The sequence below is a fragment of the Azospirillum sp. B4 genome (assembly GCF_000333275.1).
Taxonomy (GTDB): Bacteria; Pseudomonadota; Alphaproteobacteria; order Azospirillales; family Azospirillaceae; genus Nitrospirillum.
Map to the genome: position 1 here is coordinate 21,728 of NZ_BACU01000303.1, position 25,879 is coordinate 47,606.

At 65.8% G+C, this 25,879-nt stretch carries 17 protein-coding genes, 1 pseudogene and 1 riboswitch; of the genes and pseudogenes, 7 read left to right on the plus strand and 11 right to left on the minus strand.

Features of this window, described 5'->3' with window-relative positions:
- Window positions 1–4 precede the first annotated feature (4 nt).
- The 4 genes from I55_RS13720 to I55_RS13735 all read right to left on the minus strand — a co-directional run bounded on the left by I55_RS13720 (window position 5) and on the right by I55_RS13735 (window position 5,984).
- Window positions 5–1,234 (minus strand): ROK family protein, encoded by a 1,230-nt coding sequence (locus tag I55_RS13720; RefSeq protein ID WP_044561143.1) that lies wholly within the window; start codon window positions 1,232–1,234, stop codon window positions 5–7.
- Window positions 1,235–1,377: 143 nt separating this feature from the next.
- Window positions 1,378–3,486: a hypothetical protein gene (locus I55_RS13725; RefSeq protein WP_044561144.1), complete on the minus strand. Its 2,109-nt coding sequence runs from the start codon at window positions 3,484–3,486 to the stop codon at window positions 1,378–1,380.
- Window positions 3,487–3,503: 17 nt separating this feature from the next.
- Window positions 3,504–4,760, minus strand: coding sequence for an acyltransferase (locus tag I55_RS34460; protein ID WP_083901096.1), 1,257 nt, complete (start codon window positions 4,758–4,760; stop codon window positions 3,504–3,506).
- A 150-nt stretch (window positions 4,761–4,910) separates the two neighbouring features.
- Window positions 4,911–5,984, minus strand: coding sequence for a putative zinc-binding metallopeptidase (locus I55_RS13735; protein WP_044561146.1), 1,074 nt, complete (start codon window positions 5,982–5,984; stop codon window positions 4,911–4,913).
- 123 nt (window positions 5,985–6,107) lie between these two features.
- Here I55_RS13735 and I55_RS13740 point away from each other — a divergent pair, with 123 nt between their 5' ends.
- The 3 genes from I55_RS13740 (at window position 6,108) to I55_RS13750 (ending at window position 10,249) form a co-directional block, all read left to right on the plus strand.
- Window positions 6,108–6,992, plus strand: a complete 885-nt coding sequence (locus I55_RS13740; RefSeq protein WP_044561147.1) for a Ku protein — start codon at window positions 6,108–6,110, stop codon at window positions 6,990–6,992.
- Window positions 6,993–6,995: 3 nt separating this feature from the next.
- Window positions 6,996–9,572, plus strand: a complete 2,577-nt coding sequence (gene ligD, locus I55_RS13745) for a DNA ligase D (RefSeq protein WP_044561148.1) — start codon at window positions 6,996–6,998, stop codon at window positions 9,570–9,572.
- A 62-nt stretch (window positions 9,573–9,634) separates the two neighbouring features.
- A complete protein-coding gene (locus I55_RS13750) occupies window positions 9,635–10,249 on the plus strand; it encodes a glutathione S-transferase family protein (RefSeq protein WP_044561149.1) in 615 nt (204 codons plus the stop codon).
- A 43-nt stretch (window positions 10,250–10,292) separates the two neighbouring features.
- Here the strand turns inward: I55_RS13750 and I55_RS13755 are convergent, their stop codons facing one another.
- Window positions 10,293–11,105, minus strand: coding sequence for a Ku protein (locus I55_RS13755; protein WP_044561150.1), 813 nt, complete (start codon window positions 11,103–11,105; stop codon window positions 10,293–10,295).
- Between the two features lie 167 nt (window positions 11,106–11,272).
- Between I55_RS13755 and I55_RS13760 the strand changes: the two genes are divergently transcribed.
- Window positions 11,273–12,820: a tryptophan halogenase family protein gene (locus I55_RS13760; RefSeq protein WP_044561151.1), complete on the plus strand. Its 1,548-nt coding sequence runs from the start codon at window positions 11,273–11,275 to the stop codon at window positions 12,818–12,820.
- Window positions 12,821–13,006: 186 nt separating this feature from the next.
- Here I55_RS13760 and I55_RS13765 read toward each other — a convergent pair whose 3' ends face one another.
- The 4 genes from I55_RS13765 to I55_RS13780 all read right to left on the minus strand — a co-directional run bounded on the left by I55_RS13765 (window position 13,007) and on the right by I55_RS13780 (window position 19,217).
- Window positions 13,007–13,948, minus strand: a complete 942-nt coding sequence (locus I55_RS13765) for a cupin-like domain-containing protein (protein ID WP_252181135.1) — start codon at window positions 13,946–13,948, stop codon at window positions 13,007–13,009.
- 76 nt (window positions 13,949–14,024) lie between these two features.
- Window positions 14,025–14,738, minus strand: coding sequence for a SapC family protein (locus tag I55_RS13770; RefSeq protein WP_044561153.1), 714 nt, complete (start codon window positions 14,736–14,738; stop codon window positions 14,025–14,027).
- A gap of 9 nt (window positions 14,739–14,747) precedes the next feature.
- Complete coding sequence (locus I55_RS13775) at window positions 14,748–16,283, minus strand: tryptophan halogenase family protein (protein ID WP_044561154.1); 1,536 nt, start codon at window positions 16,281–16,283, stop codon at window positions 14,748–14,750.
- A gap of 180 nt (window positions 16,284–16,463) precedes the next feature.
- Window positions 16,464–19,217 (minus strand): TonB-dependent receptor, encoded by a 2,754-nt coding sequence (locus I55_RS13780; RefSeq protein ID WP_199902588.1) that lies wholly within the window; start codon window positions 19,215–19,217, stop codon window positions 16,464–16,466.
- An 811-nt stretch (window positions 19,218–20,028) separates the two neighbouring features.
- On the opposite strand from I55_RS13780, the gene I55_RS13785 reads away from it, so the two are divergent.
- The gene (locus I55_RS13785; protein WP_199902589.1) at window positions 20,029–21,156 is read left to right on the plus strand and encodes an SGNH/GDSL hydrolase family protein; all 1,128 of its coding nucleotides are present in this window, start codon (window positions 20,029–20,031) and stop codon (window positions 21,154–21,156) included.
- A gap of 18 nt (window positions 21,157–21,174) precedes the next feature.
- Here the strand turns inward: I55_RS13785 and I55_RS13790 are convergent, their stop codons facing one another.
- Complete coding sequence (locus I55_RS13790) at window positions 21,175–22,035, minus strand: MipA/OmpV family protein (RefSeq protein ID WP_049974102.1); 861 nt, start codon at window positions 22,033–22,035, stop codon at window positions 21,175–21,177.
- 499 nt (window positions 22,036–22,534) lie between these two features.
- Window positions 22,535–22,727, plus strand: a riboswitch (cobalamin riboswitch).
- 152 nt (window positions 22,728–22,879) lie between these two features.
- On the opposite strand from I55_RS13790, the gene I55_RS13795 reads away from it, so the two are divergent.
- Both I55_RS13795 and I55_RS13800 read left to right on the plus strand, forming a co-directional pair.
- On the plus strand, window positions 22,880–24,778 hold the full coding sequence (locus tag I55_RS13795; RefSeq protein WP_159107191.1) for a TonB-dependent siderophore receptor: 1,899 nt from the start codon (window positions 22,880–22,882) through the stop codon (window positions 24,776–24,778).
- A gap of 67 nt (window positions 24,779–24,845) precedes the next feature.
- Window positions 24,846–25,640, plus strand: coding sequence for a fructosamine kinase family protein (locus I55_RS13800; protein ID WP_252181136.1), 795 nt, complete (start codon window positions 24,846–24,848; stop codon window positions 25,638–25,640).
- On the opposite strand, the pseudogene I55_RS34465 reads toward I55_RS13800, so the two are convergent.
- Window positions 25,554–25,879 (minus strand): annotated as a pseudogene (locus tag I55_RS34465) (hypothetical protein); the annotation flags it as partial. The gene I55_RS13800 and the pseudogene I55_RS34465 sit on opposite strands and share 87 nt — an antisense overlap.

Sequence of the window (25,879 nt, forward strand, 5' to 3'; positions counted from 1 at the left end):
CGCCTCAGTTGTCCGCTGTCTTCATCAAGGCGGCACGGCTGGGCAGCAGGCGGTCGGTGAAGGACAGCATGCCGGCACCAATGGCGGGGGCGTCGGCGGCCATGGCGGCGCGCAGGACAGGCGCCACCTGGGGTACCAGGTGCCGGTGGTCGGCCAGGCGGCTGTTCAGGGCCGCAGCCAGGCGATCCACCAGCGCGGCGGGCAGCCGGCCACCCAGGAAGACGGCCTCGGGATTGACCAGGCAGTTGGTGGCCACCAGCGGGTCGGTCATCAGGTCGGCGGCCAGGTCTATCCAGTCCGCCACCACCGCCTCCCCCGCCGTGCCGTGCAACTGGGCCAGTTGCTCCGGCCGGTTGATGGGGTATCCGGCGGTGGTCAGGCGGTCATACAGGGCGGACAGGGAAACCGCTTCCTGCAGGGTGCGGGCGGGGGTGCGGTCGGACCGCACGGGCAGGAAGCCAATCTCCCCGCTGCGGCCCCGGGCGCCGCGAAACTGGGTGCCATCCACGACGATGCCGCCGCCCAAGCCGCCGCTGATCAGAATGTAGAAGAAGCTGCGGTGGCGCAGGCCGTGGCCGAACTGCAATTCGCCCAGGGCGGCGGCGGTGGCGTCATTTTCCACGAACACCGGCAGGGGCAGGATGTCGGCGAACAGGCGGGCCACGTCCACGTTGCGCCAGGCGGCATAGCCCTCCGCCCAGTGTGCGAGGTTGACCCGGCCGAGATCGTCCGGCATGGCGACGCCGATGCCGATGAAGCGCGACAGCGGCAGGCGCGTGCGCGCCAGGATGGTGGTGATCTCCGTCCGGAAGAAGTCCGCCACCTCACCCGGAGGGGCGAAGGCGATCTCCCGCGATGCGCGCGCCCGCACCTTGCCCAGCAGATCCATCACCACCAGGGTGACATGGTCGCGGTCGATGTTGACGCCGATGGAGAAGCAACCGTCTGGGTTCATCTCCAGCAGGATGGCGGGCTGGCCCCGTCCGCCATGCTGCCGCCCGGCCTCCACGATCAGGCCGTCCGACAGCAGGCGCTTGGTGATGTTGGCGATGGCCGGCAGGGTCAGGCCCGTCAGTTCCACCAGTTCCGCCCGCGTGGTCTGGCCGCTGACGCGAATGGCCTGCAGGGTCACACGCTGGTTATGGTCGCCAGCCCGTTCCAGGTTGGTGCCGGACAGGCTGGCGGCGATGGTGTACATCCCGTCAGCGTGGGCGAACTGGTTGTACGGCTGCATGCGGCCGAGTCCTCACGGGAATAGGCGGGCTGTGACACTATTGTCTGGGTCACATTGCACTCTGGCTTGTGGCGGTCGTCAAGCCACAAGACGGGCAAAGGCTCTGTCTTTGAAGGACAGGCCCGCCCGGGCCCCGGTGCGCCTTATTGGGCGGATGGGCGAAGGGCGATCATGGAGCCCAGGGGACTGGTCGCCACCGTGTCATATCCGGGGAAAAGGCCCAGGACGTCCGTTCCCAGGGTCACCGCGCTTTGGGGGCCGAGGCCGACGAAGACGCAGGCGAAACGGTGGCTCGTCAGCTGCTGGATCAGGGCATCCTGATCCCGGACCGTCAGCAGCTCGATGTATCCCGGTCCCTCGACCGGGGCGGACAGCCCCGTGGCGGCGTAGTACAGACCCTGGCGCAGGGAGAGGATGACGCACTCCTGGCCCGGCGTGCTGTAGCTGCGGATGAACGCCAACTCATCGGCCACCAGCGGTGAGACGGCAGCCCCGCGACTGGCGAACGCATCCCCGGCGCCGGCCCAAAGCGCGCCGGCATGCGTCACGAAGGGAACGGCGCAATAAAGCAGCAGGCCCAAGGCGACCGATGGCAGGATCAGGTGCGGCCGGCCCAGCCGGCCGCTGCGCACGAAGCGGATCGCCCGGTCGGCCAGGATGGTTCCTATCATCAGCGCCGGCCAGCAGACGGTGATGAGATTCAGAATGTGCGATCGGCCCTGGTAGTACACGAACAGGCCCCAGCCCAGGACGCTGAGATAAAAGACCAGGTCCATGGTTCGGCTGGTGGCGGCCCGTTGCCCCGCGATGGCGGCGGTGACGATGCCCAGCAGGTACACACCCAGGACGGTCATCCAGGGATTGCTGACGCCCAGGGGCAGGGGCAGCATCTGCAGTCCCAGGCCGTAGAACAGCTGTTGGTAGGCCGTCAGCCATTCCCAATGGGGCGCGTGGTCACCCTTGACCAGGATATAAAGCGCCGTGACGCCCAGAACTCCCAGGAAGATGGCCGCATGCAGGGCCGCCGCCCTGATGAGATGGCGGCGGGGGGCCGTCGTGCCCGCATGCCCCAACAGGCACAGCCATTTCACCGCCAGGAAGGCAGTGAAGGCGCCGGCGATGACCAGGCCGGAATCCGCATTCCAGATGCTGCCGACCGCACCGATGAGGGATACGGTCGCGGCGCGGCCGAGGGTGGGCCGCAGGCGATAGAAATGAAACGCCAGCACCGACAAGGCGGGCCACAGGAAACGCAGTGGCCAATATTGGAAGTAGAATTCCGCCACGTCGTTGATCCGGATGACCGTCTCGAACGTCACCATGACCAGTGCCAAGGCAAAGGCGAGTTGAAGGACCAGATGCAGCGTGTGCTTCAGGATCACCTGGAACAGGGCGGCCAGGGCGAAGATCTGCATCAGGGCGAAAAGCGACGTCATCTTCAGGACGGAAAAGCCGATCATCCTGAACAGGTTGCCCAGGAATTCCGCCGCGAAGCCGTATTGCGACGGCAGATCGACGAGAATGGTCCTGCCGGAGATGACCTGGGCGATGGCGTAGGTCACGGCGTCCATGTGGATGGACCAGGCGATGGCTGGTTGCATGGAGGTCTCGCCCACCACGCGCCAGGACACCTGGGTCGCCAATGCGACGATGAACGGTCCCCAGGTCGCCGCCGCCAGGGAGGCCGGTGCCGGCCGGGGTAGCCGCTGTTTCCGGCCAGCGCCCACCCACGCGAAAGTCCAGGCGGCCGCGAGGCCGACGCATCCAAGAAGGATGGGCAGGGAACGTTGGTCCAGGGCCGCCTTGCCTTTCAGCGTGGACAGCCCGAAGTCGAATTCGGAAAAGCCGATCAGGATCAAGGCCGCGATCATCGCGTACAAGGCAGCCGACAGGGCTGCGCAACCCCGCCGGGAAAGCGACACCGCCATGGTCCCCCCCATGGCCACAAGCACCAAGGCCGCGGCCGGCACCAGCACGGACCCCAGCATGAAGGCGAAGCGTTCCACTGGCTCCGGCGCCACGTTCGGGCGAAGCTTGGGGATGATGATGTCGGCCGACGGCAAGGTGGCGGGGACGCCATGGAAGGTCACGGCCGCGATGGCGACGCCGATGGCGAAAAGGACAAGAACGGAAAATGTCAGTGTGACTCGGAAGGCGGATATCTCAGTTCCGCTGGCGGGCGGAACATCCGCGGCCGGCCGTATGCTGATTTCCGCTGGCAGACCCACCGCGTCAGAACCGGTGTTTTCCATATCGTAATTCCAATGACTCAGGGCGTCGCGGTGGATTTGGCCGGGCTGTCCAGAACGACGGCGGACCGCTTCAGCTTGGCTTTGCGGCTGAGGTAAATCGCCGGCTGGTCGACAAACCGATGGAACAGGATGGCGGCCGGCAGGGATACGGCCGTGCCGACGCCGGTGGCGAGCAGGGCGGCGGCCAGATAGCCCATATGCGGTTGGGCGACGACAAACGTGCCCACCCCGACGGTGAACAGCAGCGGAAAATGTGTCAGGTACAACCCGAAGGAAATCTTGCCCAGCCAGACGGCGAAAGGTGTGGAAAGAAAGCGGCGCAGCCCGGGCAGCAGAATGATGCCCGCCAGTATCAGGACGGCACCCAGCTCCTTTTGTATCTGCACTCCCGCAAAAGCCTGCATCCAGACGAAAGACCGGAAGCGGTCCTGCAGCCAATTGAAGGGAGCCGAGCTGACGCAGCTGGGGATGTAAATGCCGGCCGCCAGCAACAGAAGGCCGATGATGGTGGTGGCCATGCCCCGCCGGCTATCCAGTAGCCGATCCCGGTGGATGTAGGTCGCTAAGCCAATGAGGAACAGGGAATAGAACCCCACGCCGGTCAAGTATAGCAGCAGGGCGAATACGGACCAGAAGGTGCGACGGGATACCCGTCGGTAGAGTTGCGCGACCCCCAGCACCAACAGTGATCCCCAAAATTCCGTGTGAATGGTCCATAAAGGGGGATTCAGGCCGGAGGTCAAAGGCAAAAGGCCGGGAGTTGATAGTCTCATGGTATCAAGAACAGTGCCATTCTTGTAACCAATAATCATTGAATTAAAAAATATCTCACCGAAAAACGAATATGAAAATAAATCAGACACATTGTAGAGGCTGCGAGCCCAGCCGGATATACTTACTGCTTGGAAAGACAGGCGAATGTCCCGGAAATTATAAATAAGCACAGCAGAAAAAATTAAAGAGAAGAATACTGGAATGTATAAGCGAATGAATCTCTTGGCTATTTGCTGTGTCACCGTGAGTTCGGAGTTGATAAAAACGCCGCCGAGCACAAAACCGCTCATGGTAAAGAAGATGAAAACGGGTATTCCGCCATCAAAAAGGAACACTATTGGGCTGTCAATTGCGCGTTTCTCCCACGAAAATTGAGGCGCTCCACCAACGCGAGCAAGAGCTGGAAAGAACGCGCAGCAGTAGTGTGTAAATAAAACCTGCAACGCGCTAAAGCCGCGAATGCCTTCGATGAATTTAATTTCTCTATTATCTTTTTTCATCGTAAATGTGACGATTTCTGACGATAGGTGATAGTCTTGTGACCAGAGACACTTACTATAATTGGTTTAAACCGTTTGTGGAATGTGGTGGATTATCTTTATTTGGAGTTACCCGATTGGAAGAGGGGGGCCCCAACCGGTCTATGACCGTTAGGTGCCGGTCGCCCTGTCAGCCCCCACCAGGCTGTGGATGAAGCCCAGCTTGGCGATGACCGGTTCCGTCAGGATGAAGGGGTAGACGTCGGTCTGGCCCATGCTGCGGTTGATGTTGTTGACGGCGAAGGCGATGGGCAGCCAGGCGTCCACAATGTCGGCGATGGTGCCGTGGCGATAGGGGTTGAAGTCCACCCGGCCGGACAGGTCGCCGGTGGGGTCAACCGCCGGGCGGACGTGCATGCCGAAAGCGTGCGCCGTTTCCAGCGTGTCGACGATGTGCAGGTAATGCGCCCAGGTTTCGGCGAAGTCCTCCCACGGGTGGCTGGTGGCGTAGGCGCTGATGTAGGACTGCTGCCAGTCGGGCGGAGGGCCCTGGTCATAATGGCGCTGCAGGGCGGCGGCGTAGTCCTGGCGCTCATCGCCGAACAGGGCGCGGGCGGCCTCCAGCCTGTCCTCGTCGCGTACCAGGCGGTCCCAGTAATAATGGCCGATCTCATGCCGGAAATGACCCAGCAGGGTGCGATAGGGTTCGTGCAGGCGGGTACGGCGCGTCTCCCGCTCGCCATCGTCGGCCTCTGACAAGGCCAGGGTGATCAAGCCATTGGCATGGCCGGTCATGACCGGCCCTTCGGATGCCCCGGGGGCCGGATCGCCCAGAAAGTCGAAGGCCAGGCCGCTGTCCGGATCGTCCGACCGGTTGGCCAGGGGCAGGCCCAGCTTGATCAGGGTGTAGAACAGGCGATGCTTGGCCAACTCGATCTTGCGCCACTGGGCCAGCGCCTGGGCGTCGGACACGTCGGGGATGGTATGGTTGTGACGGCAGGCGGCGCACAGGGGCTCCTCTGATCCTGCGGGGACCAGCCAATTGCAGGCGTCCTGCTCGGCGTTGGCGCAGAACCGGTACAGGCGCTGCGGCGCACCCAGCGCGTGCCAGGCCTCGCCCTCCGCCTCCAGCGCATGCATCCTGTCGTCGTCGGGGAGATAGCCCAGCCGATGTCCGCAGCGTTCGCAGACGCGGTTCTCGAAATACAGCATCTGGCCGCAAGCCTGGCAGTTGAACAGCTTCACCCCACCCCTCCCTTGAAATGGCCCTCGCTAAACCGGGAAGGCCTGACGCCGGTTCCCCGGAACCCACGTCCCATCACCGGTGTTGAGTCGCGTTCTTGAACGTCGTGGTTCGGGAGGTGCGTCATGGCCCCCAGGGCGAACTGGAAGGGGTTTCTGAAGATCGGTGAGGTCAGTTGCCCCGTGGCGCTCTATACCGCCGCCTCGGCGTCGGAGCGCATCGCCTTCCACACCGTCAACCGCGCCACCGGCCACCGCGTGCAGCGCCAGTTCGTGGACAGCGAGACAGGAGAACCGGTGGATCGCGAGGACCAGGTGAAGGGCTATGAGGTGGCGCGCGGCGATTACGTCATGCTGGAACCGGAAGAGGTGGCGGCCGCCGTGCCGGAAAGCGACAAGACCCTGTCGGTCATGGCCTTCATCCCCTGTGCCGATGTCGACGACGTCTTTTTCGACAAGCCCTATTATCTGGCGCCCAGTGACCGCCATGCGGACGAAGCCTATGCCCTGATCCGTGAGGGCATGCGGGCCAAGAAGGTGGTCGCCTTGGCGCGGACGGTGCTGTTCCGCCGCGCCCGCACGGTGCTGATCCGCCCCCATGACGCCGGCCTGATCGCCACCACGCTGAACTTCGATTACGAGGTGCGCGCCGCCGCCCAGGCCTTCGATGAGATCCAGGATATCAAGATCGAGGGGGAGATGCTGGACCTGGCCAAGCACATCATTGGAACCAAGAAGGGCACGTTCAATCCCGCCGATTTCGACGACCGGTACGAAGCGGCGTTGGCCGAACTGGTAAAGGCCAAGCTGGAGGGCAAGGCCCTGCCGGCGCTCAAGCGCGCGCCGCCGAAGAAGACCACGGACCTGATGGCCGCGCTGCGGGAAAGCGCCGGCCTGGGCGCGGCGGCGAAGAAGCCGCCCACGAAAAAGCCGGCAGCGAAGAAGACAGCGGCGAACGCCAACCGCGTCAAGCCGCGCAAGGCCGCCCCCGCCCGGCGGAAGGCGGGCTAGGCCATGGCGCTGGAGACCTATCACAAGAAGCGCGACTTCGCGGCCACGCCGGAACCCCGGGGCCGCAAGGGGCGGAAGGCCGGGCACAGTTTCGTCATCCAGAAGCATGACGCCACGCGTCTGCATTACGATTTCCGGCTGGAGATGGACGGCGTGCTGAAAAGCTGGGCCGTCACCCGTGGCCCCAGCCTGGTGCCGGGGGAAAAGCGCCTGGCCGTCCATGTCGAGGATCACCCGCTGGACTACGGCGACTTCGAAGGCACCATCCCCCAGGGAGAGTACGGCGGCGGCACCGTCATCGTCTGGGACCGGGGGGAATGGTCGCCAGTGGGCGACCCGCACAAGGGCTATGCGAAGGGACACCTGGATTTCGAGCTGCACGGGGAGAAGCTGGGCGGCCACTGGCATCTGGTGCGCATGCACGGGCGCCCGGGGGAAAAGCGGGAGAACTGGCTGCTGATCAAGGGCGACGACGAAGCCGCCCGGGCCGAAGGCGATCCCGATATCCTGGAGGAGCGGCCGAACTCGGTGAAGACCGGTCGCGGCCTGGATGAGGTCGCGGGGGAGGAGCCGGGCTGGTCGTCCAAGACGGGCAGGATCGTGAAGAAGGCGCGCGGAGCCGCCGGCAAAGGGCCTTCTGCCAACGCTTCCACTGCCCGCGAGACGGCGGCCAAGGCCGAGGCTGTGGCGGTGCCCAGGCTAAAGGGCGCCAAACCGGGCGAGCTGCCGGATTTCGTGGAACCGGCGCTGGCCACCCTGCAGGCCAAGCCCCCCACGGGTGGGCGCTGGGTGCATGAGATAAAGTTCGACGGCTATCGCCTTCAGGCGCGGATCGAGGCCGGGCGGGTGAAACTGCTGACCCGGAGCGGCCTGGACTGGACCAAGAAGTTCGGCAAGGCCGTGCCCGAGGCCTTGGCCGCGCTGCCCGTGGGCCGGGCGCTGATTGATGGCGAGCTGGTGGTGGAGAGTGCCGCCGGCGCCTCCGACTTCTCTGCGCTTCAAAGCGACCTTAGCGAGGGGCGGCAGGACCGCTTCGTCTTCTACGCCTTCGACCTGTTGTACCTGGAGGACCAGGATCTCCGGGGCGTGGGACTGGAGGATCGCAAGGCGGCGCTGGCGGCCCTGCTGGCCGGGGCGGGCGGTCCCGTGCGCTACAGCGCGCATTTCGAGGAGAGCGGCGGCCTGGTGTTGCAACACGCTTGCCGGTTGAGCCTGGAGGGCATCGTCTCCAAGGTGCGGGACGCTGCCTACAAGCCGGGCAGGGGCAAGGGCTGGATCAAATCCAAGTGCGGGAACCGGCAGGAATTCGTGGTGGCCGGCTACGTCCCATCCACCACCGCCCGCAAGGCCATCGGCTCCCTGGTCATGGGGGTGTATGAGGACGGCAAGCTGCGCCATGTGGGCCGTGTCGGCACCGGCTATACCGTTTCGGTAGCGGAAGAATTGTTTCGCCGCCTGGAGCGTATGCGGGTGCAGGACAGTCCCTTCGACGACAGCCTGACGACAGAGGAGCGGCGCCTGGTGCGCTATGTCCGGCCCGACTTGGTGGCGGAGGTGGACTTCCGCAGCTGGACCGGCGACGGTAACATCCGCCACGCCGCCTTCCGCGGCCTGCGCGAGGACAAGGACCCGAAAGACGTGGTGCGCGAACCGGTAGCCAACGCGCCGGCGGGCAGGCCCCGCCCCGCGCCCAAGCCCCAGGTGACGCTGACCCATCCGGATCGCGTGTATTGGCCGGATGAGGGGGTGACCAAAGCCGGCCTGGCCGATTATTACACCGAGGTCTGGCGCCACATCGCCCCTTTCATCGTCGGCCGGCCCTTGGCCCTGCTGCGCTGCCCCAGCGGCATCACGGGTGAGAGCTTCTTCCAGAAGCACGCGTGGAATGGTTTGAACAAGGCCATCGTCCAGGTGCCCGATCCGACCGAGCCGGGAGAGGGGCCCTTGATCGCCGTCAACGACCTGGACGGCCTGCTGGGCTTGGTCCAGGCGGCGGTGCTGGAGATCCACCCCTGGGGAACGACCCTGACGGATTGGGAGCGGCCGGACACCATCACCCTGGACCTGGATCCGGGGGAGGGGGTGGCGTGGCAGGCCGTCATCGACGCCGCGCGCGAGGTCAAGGACAGGCTGGAACAGGCGGGGCTGGCCGCCTTCGTCAAGACCACGGGCGGCAAGGGCCTGCATGTGGTGGCCCCCTTGAAGCCCCAGGCGGATTGGGAGGCGGTGAAGGCCTATACCAAGGGCATCGCCGAGGCCATGGCCGCCGACAGCCCGGACCGCTTCGTCGCCACCATCACCAAGGCCAAGCGCAAGGCCAGGATCCTGGTGGATTATTTGCGTAACCAGCGCGGCGCCACCGCCGTGGCGGCCTATTCCACCCGGGCGCGGCCGGGTGCCGCCGTGTCCATGCCCCTGGCCTGGGACGAACTGAGCCCCGCCATCGGGCCGGCCTATTTCACGGTCATGACGGCGCCCACGCGCCTGGCGACCCTGAAGGCCGATCCGTGGGCCGATTTCCGTGCCGCCGCCCGGCCGCTGGAGGAAGGGAAGGGGCCGTCGCGCAAGGCCAGGCGCTAAGGGCTGGCGCCCGTCGCCGTTTCAGGCAGAATGCGCCTCCCCACATGAAGGAGGCTCGCCCCATGCGCCTGATCGGTATGCCAGATTCCCCCTACGTCCGCCGTGTCGGCATCTCGCTGGTGGCCATGGGCCTGACCTTTGAGCATGAGGCCGTTTCCGTCTTCCGCCACTATGACACCTTCGCCGCCATCAACCCGGTGGTGAAGGCGCCGACCCTGGTGCTGGACGACGGCACCGTCCTGATGGACAGCACCTTGATCCTGCAGGCGCTGGAGCGGCTGGTGCCGGCGGACAGGCACCTGATGCCGGCCGACCCCGCCGCCTTCATTCGCGCCCAGCGCATCATCGGCTTGGCGTTGGTGGCGTGCGAGAAGACGGTGCAGGTGGCCTATGAGCTGAACCTGCGGCCGGAGGACAAGCAGCACCAGCCTTGGCTGGACCGCGTCCGCGCCCAGGCCGTCACCGCCTTCGACCTGCTGGAGAAGGAGGTGGGCGACGGTGCCGCCTGGCTGGGCGGCGACCGCCCCGACCAGGCCGACATCACCACCGCCGTCACCTGGTATTTCACCCAGAACATGACGCCCGGCCTGGTCGATCCCGCCAAGCACCCGGGCCTGGTCCGCCTGTCGGAACGGGCGGAGGCGCTGCCGGAATTCCAGGCCGTGCCGTACGCCTGAGGCCGGGGAAACAAGGCCGACATCGATCTGCAAGGGCATCGGTCTAGCGCCGCTTGGGCGTGCCCTTGCCTTCCGCCGCCAGGCTTTTTTTCAGCGCGTCCATGATGTTGATGACGTTGCTGGGGGCATCCGCCTCCACCGCCTTGGCCTTGGCCGGGCGCTTGCGGCCCTTTTTCTTGGCGGCGATCAGGTCCAGCAGGCGCTCCTGCACCGGGTCGTCCACCAGGGAGGGGGCCCAGGCCTTCGTGCGCTCCTCGATCAGCGTCTTCACCAGGGACAGCAGCTTGGGCGCCGGCTTTTCCTCGCGGATATCGCCGAAATAGGCCTCGGCGTCGCGCACCTCGTCGCCATAGCGTAAGGTCCAGACGATGATGCCCTTGCCCTGCGGCTCCAGCATCACCGCGCGCTCCCGCCGGTACATCACCAGGCGGGAAATGCCGACCGTGCCGGTGGCGGCCATGGCCTCACGGATGACCGAGAACGCCTCCTCCCCCACCGGGTCGCTCGGGGTCAGGTAATGGGGGGTGTCATACCAGATCCAGCAGACGCTATCGCGGGGCACGAACATCTCGATGTCGATGGTGCGGGTGCTTTCCAGCGCCACGGCGTCCAGTTCGTCATCCTCCAGGATCAGGTAGTCATTCTCGCCCCGGGGATAGGCCTTGGCCTCGTCCTCCTCCTCCACCGGGTCGCCGGTGCCGGCGTCGACATAGCGGCTGACCACGCGGTTGCCGGTGTGGCGGTTCAGGGTGTGGAAGCGGACCTTCTCATTCTCCGACGTCGCCGGCGTCATGGCCACTTGGCAGGTGACCAGCGACAGCTTGAGATAGCCTTTCCAGAACGAACGCGGCGCCATCGTGGCGGCCCTCCCGGTGGTGATGTCACCAAACCGTCAGGGGGCGAGGGTGGTTCCGGGGCTGCCTCCCCCGCATTCGTGACGCCTGCCATAAAAAGTTGTAACGCGGCGCCCCGCGCCAGGATAGAAAGGGGGTACAGGGAGAAATCGCCAGGACCAAAAAAGACATGGCCGCGCCGCACGCTGAAGATGATAACGCTAACAGCGGTCCTTTGCGCCGCATCGTCATCGTCGGCGGGGGCACCGCCGGCTGGATGGCGGCGGCCAGCCTGGCCAAGTTCCTGCACAACCTGAAGTGCGACATCCAGCTGGTGGAATCCGAACAGATCGGCACCGTCGGCGTGGGCGAAGCGACCATCCCGCCCATCATGAACTTCATCCGCGTGCTGGGCCTGGATGAGGACGATTTGATCCGCCAGACCAACGCCACCTTCAAGCTGGGCATCCGTTTCCAGGACTGGACCCGCGTCGGCCATTCCTATTTCCACCCCTTCGGTCACACCGGTTTCGAGATGGAAGGGATAGGCTTCCCCGCCTACTGGCTGCGCCAGCGCCTCATGGGGGACGCCGCCCCGTTGGAGGAGTATTCGCTGCAGGCCGTGGCGGCGGCGCACAACCGCTTCATGCGGCCGGTGCGGGCGCCGGGGTCACCGCTGGAGGGCATCACCTACGCCCTGCACTTCGACGCCGCCCTGTTCGCCCGCTATCTGCGGACCTATTCCGAGGCGCGCGGCGTCACCCGGGTGGAAGGCAAGGTGGTGCAGGCCGAGCTGCGGCCGGAGGACGGCTTCATCGCAGCCCTGCAATTGGAGGACGGGCGCCGGATCGAGGGCGATTTTTTCATCGATTGCAGCGGCTTCCGCGGCCTGCTGATCGAGGAGGCCTTGCAGGCCGGCTATGAGAACTGGCAGCGCCACCTGCCGTGCGACAGCGCCATGGCCGTGCCCAGCGAGCGCGCCGGGCCGCCGCCCAGCTATACCCTGGCGACGGCGCGCGCCGCCGGCTGGCAGTGGCGCATCCCTTTGCAGCATCGCGAAGGCAACGGCCTGGTCTATGCCCAGGACTTCCTGGACGACACGGCGGCGCGCGACACGCTGCTCGCCAACCTTGCGGGCAAGCCCCTGGCGGATCCCCGGGTGTTGCGCTTCGTCACCGGCCGGCGACGGGAGACGTGGAAGCGCAACTGCCTGTCCCTGGGCCTGGCCAGCGGCTTCCTGGAACCTTTGGAGTCCACCAGCATCCACCTGATCCAGCGCGGCCTGGCCCTGTTCATCCAGATGCTGCCCGACCGGCGGTGTGAGCCTGCGGACATCCAGCGTTACAACCGGATGCTGGCCTTCGAGTATGAGCGGGTGCGCGACTTCCTGGTGCTGCATTACGCCACCGGCGAACGGCGGGACAGCGACTTCTGGCGCCACTGCGCGGCCATCGAATGGCCGGACAGCCTGAAGACCAAGATCGAGCTATTCCAGAGCCACGGCCGGATCCAGCGGGAGGACAGCGAACTGTTCCCGGAGCAGAGCTGGCTTTACGTCTTCACCGGACAGGGCCTGATTCCGCGCCGCTACGACCCGCTGACCGACCTGCTGGATCCGGAGAAGATGCGCGGTGCCCTGGCCAACATCCACGATGTCATCGGCCGCGTGGTCCAGACCATGCCCCACCACCAGGCCTTCATCGACCGGCACTGCGCCGCCCGGCGATTGAGGGAATAAAATCAGCGGCACGAGATATAGACTCGTGGCGCTGTAGCCCGCGACTGCGGGCGCCGGAGCTTTCCGGGGAGCGGAGCGGACTGGAAAGCGAGGATCAGCCAAGGCGGACGGATGTCCGCCGCCCGGCGCATGAGGGGACGTTTGAGCGGTTACGATCAAATGTCACTGTCATAATAACAGCTTCTCTCATCCACCCCGCAGCAGGTGCATCACCCGGGCGCGGATGCGGCCGTAGTTGCCGGCCTTAAGGGGGCCCAGCACGCCGTGCTTCTCCTCTGGCAGATGGGCCAGGGGATGGCCCTGTTGGCGGAAAGCGTAGTGGTCGAAGAAGGCGCGCCAGGCTTGGCGCTCGGCCGCCGGCCGTTCCGCCAGGGTGATCATGGCCAGCAGCAGGCTGGTGAAGGGTGCGTCGGGGCCGGTGGCGTGCGCGTCCCACCAGTAGTTGACCATGGCGTTGAAGGGGGCCGTCGCCTCCACCTGGTGCCACCACAACTTGGGCAGGAACAGCGCGTCGCCGGGCATCAGGTCCGCCACCAGCGCCTGGTCGCGGATGGCCTGGAAGCGGGGATAGGCGGGGTTGTCGGGGTCGGACGCCGCCAGGCTGACGGGCTGGCCCGACAGGGTGTTGTCGATGGGCCCGACATAGAGGTCGGCGATGGCGGCGGGTGGATAAAGGGTGAAGCGCCGGCGGCCGGCGGCGACGCAGGCCAAATTCTCGAACGCGTCATAATGGGTGGCGACGGTGGAGGCGTGGCCCAGCCAAACGCGGCCCTGCGTGCCCGGCGGCAGCAGCGGCATGGCGTTTTCGTCGGTGAAGCCCGGCAGATGCTGGTCCACCGTCAGCGACCCGGCATAGAGCGTGGGACTGCCGGAATCGCCCAGGCCGCGCACCATCATGTCCAGGGCCTCGCCCAGGCGCAGGGTGCGCCGCTCGAAATTGAAGCCCTGAAGGTCGGCGCCGTAATAATAGCGGCCCTTGATCTCCGGTGGGCCGACGAAGGTTTCCATGGCCACGCCGGGACCGAAACGGGCCAGGTAATCACGGAAGGCCGCCGGCGTGGCCGTGGCCGCCGCCGGCCAGTGGCCCACCAGCCCACGCAGCACCAGGGGCTGGCACCTGTCGACCACCTCGCGCTGAAACTGCTCGCGCGAGGTGATCTCCCGCCCGTCGCGGTGGCGATCGGTGTGGTCATGGGGGGCGCNGTCAGCCCCAGGCGGGGGCCGAGGACAGCCCGGCCGTCAGCCGGCGGTTCCTGCGCTCCGCCATCAGGGGGATGTGCTTCAGCGACGCGATCATCAGATAGATCAACTGCATATAGCCGCGGCGGAACAGGTCCAGCACGGCGGCGTCGGGCAGGGCGCGCAGGGCCTCCCGATCGATGGTGTACAGGTCGGTCAGTTCCCGCTGGGTGCCATCGTCGAAGCGGAGGCTGATGTCGACGGGCTCCACCAGCTTCAGGGTCATCAGCGTGTCGATGAAGCGCTTGGTGCGCTCCAGCCCCGGCCGCAGCTCCTGCATCGCGGCGATGATGCTTTTCAGGTAGGGCGTCATCTCGCCATTGGCGGCGAACAACGGCTCGCCGGCGTCTCGGCCGACGCGGGCATCGTCCAGGTCGATGGCCAGGTCGTCACCCACGGTATAGAAGGGGCCGCGTTGCAGGTTCAGGGGGCGGTAGCCCTGCCAGCCCTCCGGCGTCAGGAACAAATTCTCCCCCTGGTCGAAGCCCAGAACGGCGCCGCAGACGAAGGCCCCGGTCTCCGCGTCCTTGGACAGCAGGATGGGGCATTGGACGGCCAGCAGGGGGAATTCCGCCACGATGACGGTGACGAAATGCCGGGCGTCGAACGCCGGGCTGGCCTTGGCCTTCACCTGCAGGTCGCGGTGGGCCTGGTGGTTCACGATGGCGATATTGGTCATGGGGTCCGCTCAGATCGATTGCATGCCGTGGTCGCGGATCTTGCGCACAAGATCGCGGTTCTTGGGCAGGTTGGCCCGCATCTTCTGGGCCATCGCCGCGTTCTCTTCCAGGATGCGGCTGGCCAGCGTCGCGCTGGCGCCGTTGTCCATGGCGTCCACCTCGGTGCGGAAGCCCATGCCGTACAGCACGTATTGGTAGCTGGCGGCGGGGAACACCTCCTCCAGCCGGTCGAACTCATCCAGGAACCAGGGCGCGCGGTACTTCCACAGGCGCAGCAGATCCCGCAGGCGCTCCGGTACCGAGGCCGGGTCGACATTGTCGCGCCAAAAGGCCGTATCCGTCCGCTGTGTCAGGACATAGTGCAGCTTCAGGAAATCGATGATGCGGCCCCAGCGGTACAGCGTCACGTCGTTGAAGCGGCGGGCCACGATGTCCATGACACTGCGCCGGGCCGGCAGCTGTTCGGCGATGATCTTGGCCGACAGCTCGATCAGCATGATGGCCGACGCTTCCAGGGGTTCCAGGAAGCCCGCCGCCAGGCCCACGGCCACGCAGTTGTTCTTCCAGAACCTCTCCCGGTGGCCGGCGCGGATGGGGATCTTGCGCGCCTCGGCCTGGGTGCCGGCATAGCGCGCCAACTCGGCCCGCGCCGTCTCCTCATCCGTGTGGTCGCTGGAATAGACGTAGCCCAGGCCGCGCCGGGTGGGCAGGGCGATGTCCCAGATCCAGCCGGCGGACTGCGCCGTGGCGATGGTCTGCGACGCCATGGGCGCGTCCTCACGCTCGAACGGCACCTGGACAGCCAGCGCGGTGTCGCAGAACAGCACGTCGCGGCATTCCTTGAAGCCCACGCCCAGGGTCTTGTCGATCAGCAGGGCGCGGAAGCCGGTGCAGTCCACGAACAGGTCGCCCGTGATCTCGCCCGCCTGTTCGGTCACCAGGCTGGTGATGTCCCCGGTCTCGTCCTGGTTCACCTGGGTGACGTCGGCCAGGACATGATGGACGCCCAGCTTCTCGGTGCAGTGCTTCTGCATGAAGCCGGCGAACTTGCCGGCGTCCAGATGATAGGCGTAGTTGGCGATGCCCCGGTATTCCGGCGTGGCGATGGTCTTGGGCGCCAGCCCTTCCTCGCAGATGGCTTCCTGCGGGCAGACGGCGTCGGAGAAGGTGCGGCCCCGCGCGTCCTGCAGCCAGTGGGGCACCAGGTTCACCTGGGACCAGCCGTGGGGCAGCATCAGCGGGTGATAGTAGGCGTCGCCCGGGGCGCCGGTGGTCCAGCCCACGAACTTGCCGCCCTGCTTGAAGGCGGTGTCGCAATGGCGGAAGAACTCCGTCTCCGACACGCCCATCTTCTCCAGCGTGGTGCGCATGGTGGGCCACGTGCCCTCACCCACGCCGATGATGGCGACGTTGGGGGATTCCACCAGGGTGACTTTGAAGCCGGCGGGCATGCGCGCCCTGTGGCGGGCGGCGATGATGCCCGCGGTCAGCCAGCCGGCCGTGCCGCCGCCGACGATGACGATGTGCTGGATGGGACGATCCATGAAGGCATCCTGGTTCAGGGACGCCGGCCCCCTCTCCCTGGCAGGGACTCCCGGACATCCGATTTCGTGCCAGTGTAGAGCCTTTCCTCCATCCCCCGGGAGGGAAAAAAGGGGCCGCCACGTGCCACGGCGGCCCCTGTTAAGTTTAGGAGGAAGAAGAGACGCTCACAAACAAACCACTCAGTACTTGAAGTGGGCGCCGATGGTGTACCGCTGCCCGTAGGCGACGGCATCCAGCAGCTGTTCCTTGAACCGGCCGTGCGTCGAGTAGGTCTCGTTGCTCAGGTTCAAGGCCTCGAAGTAGACGCTCACATACTCGTTCACGTCGTAGCTGGTGCTGAAGTCCACTTCCCAGGCCGGATCGACGAAGGTCGGCTCGGACCCGAAGATGGAACCGCCCTGCGCTTGGCCGAAGTGGTCCAGGTACTCATCGCGCCAGTTCACGGCGACGCGCGCCTGGAAGCCATGCTTGTCGTAGAAGGCGACGAAGTTGGCGGAGTTGGCCAGACCCGTGACGGCGAAGTTGCTGACCGCCAGGTTCAGGGGATCATAGGGCTTGTTGGTACCCACCACCGTGGCGTTGGCCTGGAAGCCGAAGCCGGTGTCATCGAACACGTGCTGGATGGCCATTTCCAGCCCGTAGATCTCGGCCGTCGGTCCATTGACGTAGGTGCTGTAGCTGTACTGCATGTCCTTGCCCGTGGTCGGGTCAATGACACCGGCGAAGGTCTTCTGCGATGTGCCGCCGATGATGAAGTTGCTGACGCTCTTCATGAAGCCATCGAGGGCGATGTAGGAGTTGCGCTGGTAATAGTACTCGGCTCCGATGTCCAGGTTGTCGGACAGGTAGGGCATCAGGTTGGGGTTGCCACCCGAGGCCGACACGGTGCCGACGCGCTGGGTTGACAGGCTGTACACCGGGGTCATGTTGTTGAGCGGCGGACGGGTCAGCGTGCGCGACGCGTTGAAGCGCACCTGCAGATCGTCCGTGACGCCCAGGGTCAGGTCCAGGTTGGGCAACATGTACTGGTAATTGTTGGTGCCTTCGACCGTGGAGACGGGGCCGTAGGCCACCGTGAACGCGGTCTTGTCGCCCGGCGTGACGGTGAAGCTGGTTGGCGTCTGCCCCAGGCCGGAAGAGATGACGTGGGTGATTTCCTCACGAACACCGAGGTTGACCTTCAGCGGCATGTTGGCCACCTGGGTCTTGAACGTCGCCGCGATATACGGGGCGTAGGTCTCTTCCTCGATGTTACGCTTGGAGCCCGGGTCCAGGATCATCCGGTACACGCCATCGAAGGGCGGGGTGCAGCAACCGGTGTTGAAGCCGGGGATGGTCTTGGTCTGCGGGTTGCCCAGCGATTGCAGGTAGTTCAGGATCTGGTACGGATTCGCCATCAGGATCTGCGAGGGCAGGTTGCCATTGTTGGCGAAGCCGGGGATGAAGTTGGCGGTGCTGAAGGTCTTGGTGAACCAATCCTGCGGCAGCGCCACGCCGGTGGGCGAACCCGAGGCCGGGCCATAGCCGCTGTAGGCCTGCCAGTCGCTGTTGGCGAAGCTGTTATAGGCCGACAGGTCTTCCTTGTTGTCGATGTACTGGGCGCCAAAGCGGATGGTGGTGTCGCCGCTCTTCCACTCGCCCTCGACCTTGCCCTGGTCGATGACGTTGTAGTTGCGGGTCGAGCTCATGGGCAGCACGTGCGACCCGATGAAGCCGTTGGTGAAGTGCGAGGTGTCGCCGTTCGGGCCGTAGACGGTGGGGTAGGGCAGGGACCCGGCCGCCACGCCGACGATGCCGACATTGTTGGTGTTGATGCAGGTGCCGCTGGCGCAGGAGCCATAGCCGACGTCAGCGTCCAGGCTGGTCAGTTCGTTGCCAGGGTTCTGCCAGGATTCGGAGCGGGCGGCGTCGACCGTGATCTTCCAGTTGTTGGTCGGCGTCCATTTGACGTTCAGGCCATACAGGTTGTTCCTCAGCACCTGGCTGTTGTATTGCGCCTGGAAATCCGTCGGCGTGTTCGGCTGGACGAAGCTGACGACCGAACCGTTGCTGTTGGTCTTGACGTTCTGCAGGCTGCCGGAATTGAACCAGATGCTGTAGCCGTACTGGTTCTGGTGGGCGTCTTCCTGCTGGAAGTCGTCGTTCAGGGTGATTTCGATCTGATCGGACGGCTGCCACTGCAAGGCCAGGCGGCCGGACTTGCGGATGGTGTCGCTGTGTTCCTGATAAATGCCGTAGTCCTGGATGAACCACGCCGGGGTGCCGGAAGCCGTGCCGGAGGCCAGGCTGCCGAACTTGTCCGTGGTGGTGCCGATCCAGCCCTGGTTGTTCACATGGTTGCCCAGGGTCTGGGTCTCGTTATAGCCCGCCGCCACCAGGATGCCGAAGGTGTCGTGGGCGAAGGTGTCGCTGACCAGCAAGGCGCCGTTGGGCGAAGCGCCATCCGCGTCACTGGCGTAGGAACCGGAAACCGAGCCGGCGGCCCGGAAACCGGAATGTTCCAGCGGCTTGGGGAACTTGATGTTGACCGTGGCGCCGATGGCGCCGGCGGACAGGGCCGCGTCCGGTGACTTCAGCACGTCGATTTGCCCGACGAAGTCGGAACTGACGGAGCTGAAGTCGAACCCGCGGCCGGAACTGGCGGCCGTGGCCGAAACACGGCCATCGAACAACGTCTCGTTGAAGCTGGGGCCAAAGCCGCGGACCGTGATGGCGGTGGCGTCACCGGTGGAGGTGGGCACACCGCCCATGCTGCTGGTGCCGCGGCTGATGGACACGCCGGGGATGCGCTGCATGGATGCCGCGACGTTGGAATCGGGAAACTTACCAATGTCCTCGGCGGAAATGGCGTCGACCAGGCCGTCCGCCTCGCGCTTGATATCCAGGTTACGTTGCAAAGACCCGATGATACCGGTGACGATGATGTCTTGCATGACATCAGAATTGGCGCCGCCCTGAGCCGGATTGGCCTGCGATGTTTGCGCAAGTGCAGGCGTTGCCAGGCCCGTGATGGTGGCCAGCGAAACACCAGCCAGGATGGCGTTGCGGAAATCCGCCGCCAAAGACTTGGACGCTCCCTTTTTTCTTTGGAATCTCACCATGTTATCCCTCCCTAGTTTCCGGATATAGAATTTTGTTTGTGATATTCGACGCGGGCGAACAAATACGGCAGCGCCAACGTTTCCGCTGTTAGCGCTATCATATTTATATGAAAATACCCGCGTTCTGTATTATCTGGCAGGCGAGCGGCATGATTAGCCCGCCAGCATTCTTCCTCCCGTTTGCCAGAGTAATTGTGCAGCCGCCCCTATCGTGGAGAGCCCCCAACCCTATGCAATGGTAACGCTACCACAGGGTGCGGCGATGGGCGACAAAAAATTGAAGATTACGTTTATGATATTATCAATGTGGCGTTTGTACCAATCGCCGGGCGACTGATACCGGTCTCAGTCGGGGAAGGCGCAAGGCCTTTCGCAACTGCACAGGCGGGACTCCGGGTTTGTGTGCGGCGCAACAACCTTGGCGGGTGGCAGATGACGGGTGAGGGCGGGCGGCGCCTCGGGCCCATGCAGGTCTGTCATCGGGCAACCGATCCGGTCGGCGCCCGGTGCCCGTCTGGAATCCCTCCCCCCGGTCAAGTGCCAGGGTGCCGAACCCGGCGAAGCGCCAGGCTAGTCGCGGCGGTCCATTCCCGCTACTCTCCCGCCGTTTTGACATATAAGTCTGATGACGGGAGCGTCGGCGGTGAAATCCTTGTTCGTCTTGTCGGTGGCGGCCCTGCTGGCCACCGGTCCCGCGTTGGCCGAGACGGCGGCCCCCAAGGTCGCCCCGGTGGCCGACCTGCCCGCTGGCGCCAAGGCCCTGCCCAGCCGCATCGGCGGCCGTGTGTTGGCCGACGGCGCGGATAGCGGTTTCCGCCGGCAATGGCCGGGCACCTATGTCGAGACCCGCTTCAAGGGCGCCGCCGCTCTGTTCCGCGTGGGCCCCGGTGATGTCAGCCTGCGCGTCAGCGTCGACGGCGGGGCGCCGGTCGCGTTGGTGAGGCCCAAGCCGGGCGTCTACCGCGTCGCCGGCCTGAAGCCGGGGGTGCACACGTTGCGCGTCGACACCGCCAGCGAAACCCAGGCGGGGCCCAGCGTCTTCGGTGGCTTCTACGCCCCGGCCGGCACCGTGGCGCTGCCGCTGCAGCCTCGCGCCCGGCAGATCGAGTTCATCGGCGACAGCCACACCGTGGGCTATGGCAACATCGCCGACCAGTCGGCGTTCCAGGCGACCTGCACCACCGCCGAGGTGTGGGACACCACCGACACCTCGCAGGGCATCGCCCCGCGCCTGGCCGGCCGCTATGGCGCCGACTATCAGGTGAACGCCATTTCCGGACGCGGCATCGTGCGCAATTACAACGGTTTCGCCGCCGACACCCTGCCGCAGGCCTACCCCTACACCTTGTTCGAGCATGCCGCTCGGTATGAGGACGCGGCCTGGCATCCTCGGGTCATCGTCATCGCGCTGGGTACCAACGACTTCTCCACCGCGCTGAACCCGGGGGAGAAATGGGCCACCCGTGATGCCCTGCACGCGGACTATGAGACCACGTATGTGGACTTCGTCACGGCCCTGCGCGCCCGCAACCCGCAGGCCTATTTCCTGCTGTGGGCCACGGACATGGCCAATGGCGAGATCGTGGCGGAGGTGGCGAAGGTCGCGGACAGGCTGCACGCGGCCGGTGAGAACCGCGTCGCCTTCCTGCCCATGCACGACATCGCCTTCACCGGCTGCCATTCCCACCCCGGGCTGGCGGATGATGCCAAGATCGCAAAGGCGCTGGGCGATTACATGGACGCCCATCCAGAGGTTTGGGCCGGCCAATAAGCCGGCCCTGTTCGGACGTCAGAACCGATAGGCGACGCTCAGGTTCATGGTCATCTGGACGTTGGACCGGGTGATGGGGCTGTTGGTGATGTCGCCCAACAGCCGCTGCACGGCGCCGTCGGCGGTGAAGAACCAGTGGTCGGTCAGAAACCACACGGCGCTGGCGCCGAAACCGGCGCCGCTGAAGCCGCTGCCGGGCTTGAAGGCGGTGTAGCCGCTGCGTGCCGCCTGCTCCGGACTGACGCCGAAATAACGGCGGACGTAATTGGCGTCGGAATAGGTGGCGGTGGCGCCGGCGAAGGCGAAGAAATGCTCATTGCCATAGACCGGCAGATAGGCGCTGAGGTCACCCACCCAGCCGGTGTTGCCGCCGAAGCCGCGCCGCCCGGCCAGCCTGACCACCACGGGGAAGACGGTGTATTCCGCGAAGATCTTGCCCTCCGCCGCGGGGGCGATGTCGCCCATGCCCTTCAGGTGGTCGCTGTCGTCCTGGTCGCGGCCGATGTCATAACCCAGTGCCACGCCGGCGCGGAAATTCTCCCCACGCAGCACGTTCACGCCCAGGCCTTCGCCCATGGAGAAGAAGGCGATGTCCTCATAGCGCACGTCCAGGTTCATGCCGGGCTGCACCCTGTACTGTGACGCGCCGGGGTAGCGCGGCTGGAAGGTGCCCGCGGCGCCGACGCTGACATCCCAGGTGGGCAACGGGTTCTCGAACTTGGACCGCAGGATGACGCCCGCCGAATACTGCCACTCGCTGAGAGGCGAGGGGGTTTGCGCCTGGGCCTGGCCGGGGTCGAGCAGGCAGAGGAGGCAGAGCGTGAGACCGAGCAGCGTGCCCAGCAGCGTTGGCCGCCGGAAGGTGTCACGCGAAATCATACGGCCGGGGGGATACATCGGGGTTTGCCTCCGAAAGAAACCGCTGGGGATGAGGTGGACGGAAAACGGGCGTGGTAAGAACGCACCGCCTAAAACGTCGAAGCCGTCCAGTCGGTTCCCGTGTCGCGTAAGATAATCATCACGCCGCGCGCGGGTGGGTTGAACGCGTCCACTGAAGCCAGCGGCGTAGGGGCGATTCTATATTGAGAAAGCGCCGATAAAGTTGAATCACAATATATGTCAATTCACATCGGATGCCGGCCCAAAGAAGGGGCGGAAGCGGACAGGAGTGTCCACAAAGATGCCCTATCGCCACGGCGGACGCCGGCGCCATAATATAGTCAAATATTGGTCACGGCACCGGCGACGCCTTTCGACCATCGGTTGGCGGGAGGGGTTGTGCCTTATTTTGATGGGGATACTGGCGCAATTGGTAAAAGTCGCCGCTCCGGCGGCCATGGCCTGCCGCGGCGATTGACCGCCGGCCGGCTTTGCGTATGCTGCCGCGCAGGTGTCAGGTTCCCCGCGAGGGGATCAAAAGGGAACACGGGGTGTTCAAGACCGTGGCTGCCCCCGCAACTGTAGCCGGTGAGCGAGCGTCCGATATGCCACTGGGGCCCCATGGCCCTGGGAAGGCGGACGTGAGCGGCGACCCGGAAGCCAGGAGACCTGCCTAGCACCGTCGTCCTGTTTCCGGCCGGGGTGCGCCGGGGGCTGCGGGGTCAACCGTCGCGACGACAGTGTTGGAGTCGTCGCGGGGCCGCGGGGGGATGGACAGCATTATCCGCAAGACCGCCTACCGGCCTGCCGGCTCCTGGATTCAATGCCAGGGGAACGCACCATCATGCGCACAGCCATCTTGTCCTTACGCCTGCCGCTCGCAACCGCCACCCTAGTCGCGCTGGGCGCACCGGCCTGGGCCGCCGACGTCGACACCCTGTCGGACGTGGTGGTCAGCGCCACCCGCCTGCCCACGCCGGAACTGCAGGTGGCCAACAGCGTCACCGTCGTCACCGCCGCCGACATCGCTGCGCGGCAGGAACAGACCCTGCCCGACGTGCTGAAGGACGTGCCCGGCCTGAACGTCGTGCAGACCGGCGGCCCCGGCGGGCAGGCCTATGTCTTCATGCGGGGCACCAATTCCAACCATGTGAAGGTGCTGATGGACGGCATCGACGTCGGCGACCCCGGCAGCCCCAACGGCACCTTCGATTTCGGCCAGTTCCTGACGGCGGACATCGACCGGGTGGAGGTGCTGCGCGGGGCGCAGAGCGGCCTTTACGGCTCCGACGCCATCGGCGGCGTCATCAACGTCATCACCAGGGACGGCGCCGGGCCGGCGACGTTCAGCGCGGGTCTGGAGGGCGGGTCCTTCGACACCTTCAACCAGACGGGTGGAGTCAGCGGGGCGACGGGGCCGTTGCGGTACCGCGCCACCGTGGCCCACTTCCGGTCGGGGGCCACGCCGGTGACGCCGGCCAACCTGCTGGCGGCGGGGGAGGCGCGGAACGACGACTGGTATGACAACGTCACGGCCTCGACCAAGCTGGGCTATGAGGTCAGCGATGTCGTCGACCTGGGTCTGGTTGGCCGCTACACCAAGACCCGGCTGCGCTTCACCGGGGACGATTTCAGCACCTACCCCGCCACCCCGGCGGCGCAGCAGAGCACCAACGACACGCTGCAGTACTACACCCGCGGCACCGGCCATCTCAGCCTGCTGGACGGCCGGCTGAACCAGACCCTGGGTCTCGCCTACGGCAGTGTGAAGACCAGCGCCACCACGCCCGGCAGCGCCAACACCTACTACGCCGGCGACCGGGTGAAGCTGGACTGGCAGGCGGACTACGCCCTGGCCGCCGGCCACACGGTGGTGGTGGGGGCGGAGCATCAGCGCGATGGCATCCGTCAGCCTACCGCCGCCCACACCACCTTGAACGCGGGTTATGCCGAGTTGCAGTCCACCCTGTTCGAGAACTTCCACGACACCGTCAGCGCCCGCTACGACGACAACGACCGCTTCGGTGGCAAGGCCACGTACCGGGTGGCGCCCGTCTACATCGTCGCCACCACCGGGACCAAGCTGAAGGCCAGCGTGGGCAGCGGCTTCAAGGCGCCCAGCCTGAGCGAGATGTTCCAGGATTATCCGGCCTACGGTTTCCACGGCAATCCCAAGCTGAAGCCGGAAACCAGCATCGGCTACGACGCCGGCTTCGAACAGCCGCTGGTTGGGGGCGTCGTGCGCTTCGGCGCCACCTACTTCCACAACGACGTCACCAACCTGATCACGAACAACGCCAACTACACCTCCTACGACAATATCGGCAAGGCGCACACCGAAGGGGTGGAAGGCTTCCTGACCGTGAAGCCCACGGACACGCTGACCGTGCGCCTGGACCACACCTACACCCTGGCCTACGACGACGTGCTGAATCAGGAGTTGCTGCGCCGGCCCCGGCACAAGGGCGATGTCGACGTCCGCTGGCAGGCGACGGACAGGCTGTCCCTGGATCTGACCCTGCTGGCGGTGGGATCCGTTATCGACGGTAACCGCGACTTCTCCATCCCGCGCCTGAAGGCGCCGGGCTATGCCATCGTGGACGTCGCGGCCAGCTATGACCTGAATGACCAGTTCACCGTCTATGGCCGCATCACCAACCTGATGGACCGGGATTATCAGAACCCCACCGGCTTCCTGCGGCCGGGCCGGGGTGTGTTCGGTGGCATCAGGACCCGGATCTGAGGGGATCTGGGGTAAACTTCCCCCCGATGCGACAGTGGATGCGACGGTAAGGTGGGGAATGGACGCCATGAAGGACGCGCTGGCATCACTTCTGGGGCAGCGCGTGGTCGCCGTCCGCCGGATGGCGGGCGGCGACCTTTCCCAGGTCCATGAACTCACGGTGGCGGACGGTCGGCGGGTGGTGGCCAAGAGCGGTGGTGACGCCCGGGCGGAGGCGGCGATGTTGCGCGCCATCGCCGCGCACGGTGTCCCGGCACCGGCGGTGCTGGCGGTCGACGATCACTGGCTGGTGATGGAAAAGCTGGCGGCCGATGGCGGCCCGGCCACCGCCTGGGATGACCTGGCCGTGGTCCTCAATCGCCTGCACGCGGGCACGGAGGAAGCCTACGGCTGGCCGCACGGCCATAGGCTGGGCCGCGTCGACATGCCCAACCCCCGGAGCGGGGACTGGCCTGGATTCTGGGCGGAGCATAGGCTGCGGTGCCACACCCCCCATGTCGGGGCCGATCTGGGCGGCCGCCTGGATCGGTTGGCCGGGCGGCTTGGGGATCTCCTGCCCCAACGCCCGCCGTCGGCGCTGCTGCACGGTGATCTCTGGGGCGGCAACGTCCTGGTTTCCGGCGGTCGGGTGACGGGCCTGATCGACCCCGCCTGCTTCTTCGGCGACCGGGAGGTGGATATCGCCATGCTGACCCTGTTCGACCATCCGCCCGCCGCCTTCTTCGACGCCCTGGATCTGAAGGTGGGATGGCGCGACCGGCTGCCCGTCTACCGCCTATGGCCGCTTCTGGTCCATCTGCGCCTGTTCGGAACCGCCTATGCCGGCGCTGTGGATGCCGACCTGCGGCGCCTGGGCGTCTGACGCCCGGGGCCGCGTCTCCGGCGCCCGGGCGATGACCGGCAGCACCGCCAGGGCGACCAGCGCGATCATGGCGCCGGGGGCCGGCGGCCAACCCGTGTGCGCCACCAGGGCTTGGGCGGCAAGCGGCGTCAGGCCGCCGAACACGGCGGGGGCCCCGGTGGCGCCCAGGGCCAAACCCGTCAACCGGCCCTCGCCGGGGAACTGTTCGGGCGTCGCCACCGCGCCGACGGCGCTTACCC

Excerpts from the sequence above, each read along its gene's own strand:
- I55_RS13720 (WP_044561143.1), bottom strand. The coding sequence starts at position 1,234 with ATGCAGCCGTACAACCAGTTCGCCCACGCTGACGGGATGTACACCATC.
- I55_RS13725 (WP_044561144.1), bottom strand. The coding sequence starts at position 3,486 with ATGGAAAACACCGGTTCTGACGCGGTGGGTCTGCCAGCGGAAATCAGC.
- I55_RS34460 (WP_083901096.1), bottom strand. The coding sequence starts at position 4,760 with ATGAAAAAAGATAATAGAGAAATTAAATTCATCGAAGGCATTCGCGGC.
- I55_RS13740 (WP_044561147.1), top strand. The coding sequence starts at position 6,108 with ATGGCCCCCAGGGCGAACTGGAAGGGGTTTCTGAAGATCGGTGAGGTC.
- ligD (WP_044561148.1), top strand. The coding sequence starts at position 6,996 with ATGGCGCTGGAGACCTATCACAAGAAGCGCGACTTCGCGGCCACGCCG.
- I55_RS13750 (WP_044561149.1), top strand. The coding sequence starts at position 9,635 with ATGCGCCTGATCGGTATGCCAGATTCCCCCTACGTCCGCCGTGTCGGC.
- I55_RS13755 (WP_044561150.1), bottom strand. The coding sequence starts at position 11,105 with ATGGCGCCGCGTTCGTTCTGGAAAGGCTATCTCAAGCTGTCGCTGGTC.
- I55_RS13760 (WP_044561151.1), top strand. The coding sequence starts at position 11,273 with ATGGCCGCGCCGCACGCTGAAGATGATAACGCTAACAGCGGTCCTTTG.
- I55_RS13770 (WP_044561153.1), bottom strand. The coding sequence starts at position 14,738 with ATGACCAATATCGCCATCGTGAACCACCAGGCCCACCGCGACCTGCAG.
- I55_RS13775 (WP_044561154.1), bottom strand. The coding sequence starts at position 16,283 with ATGGATCGTCCCATCCAGCACATCGTCATCGTCGGCGGCGGCACGGCC.
- I55_RS13780 (WP_199902588.1), bottom strand. The coding sequence starts at position 19,217 with ATGCAAGACATCATCGTCACCGGTATCATCGGGTCTTTGCAACGTAAC.
- I55_RS13790 (WP_049974102.1), bottom strand. The coding sequence starts at position 22,035 with ATGATTTCGCGTGACACCTTCCGGCGGCCAACGCTGCTGGGCACGCTG.
- I55_RS13795 (WP_159107191.1), top strand. The coding sequence starts at position 22,880 with ATGCGCACAGCCATCTTGTCCTTACGCCTGCCGCTCGCAACCGCCACC.
- I55_RS13800 (WP_252181136.1), top strand. The coding sequence starts at position 24,846 with ATGAAGGACGCGCTGGCATCACTTCTGGGGCAGCGCGTGGTCGCCGTC.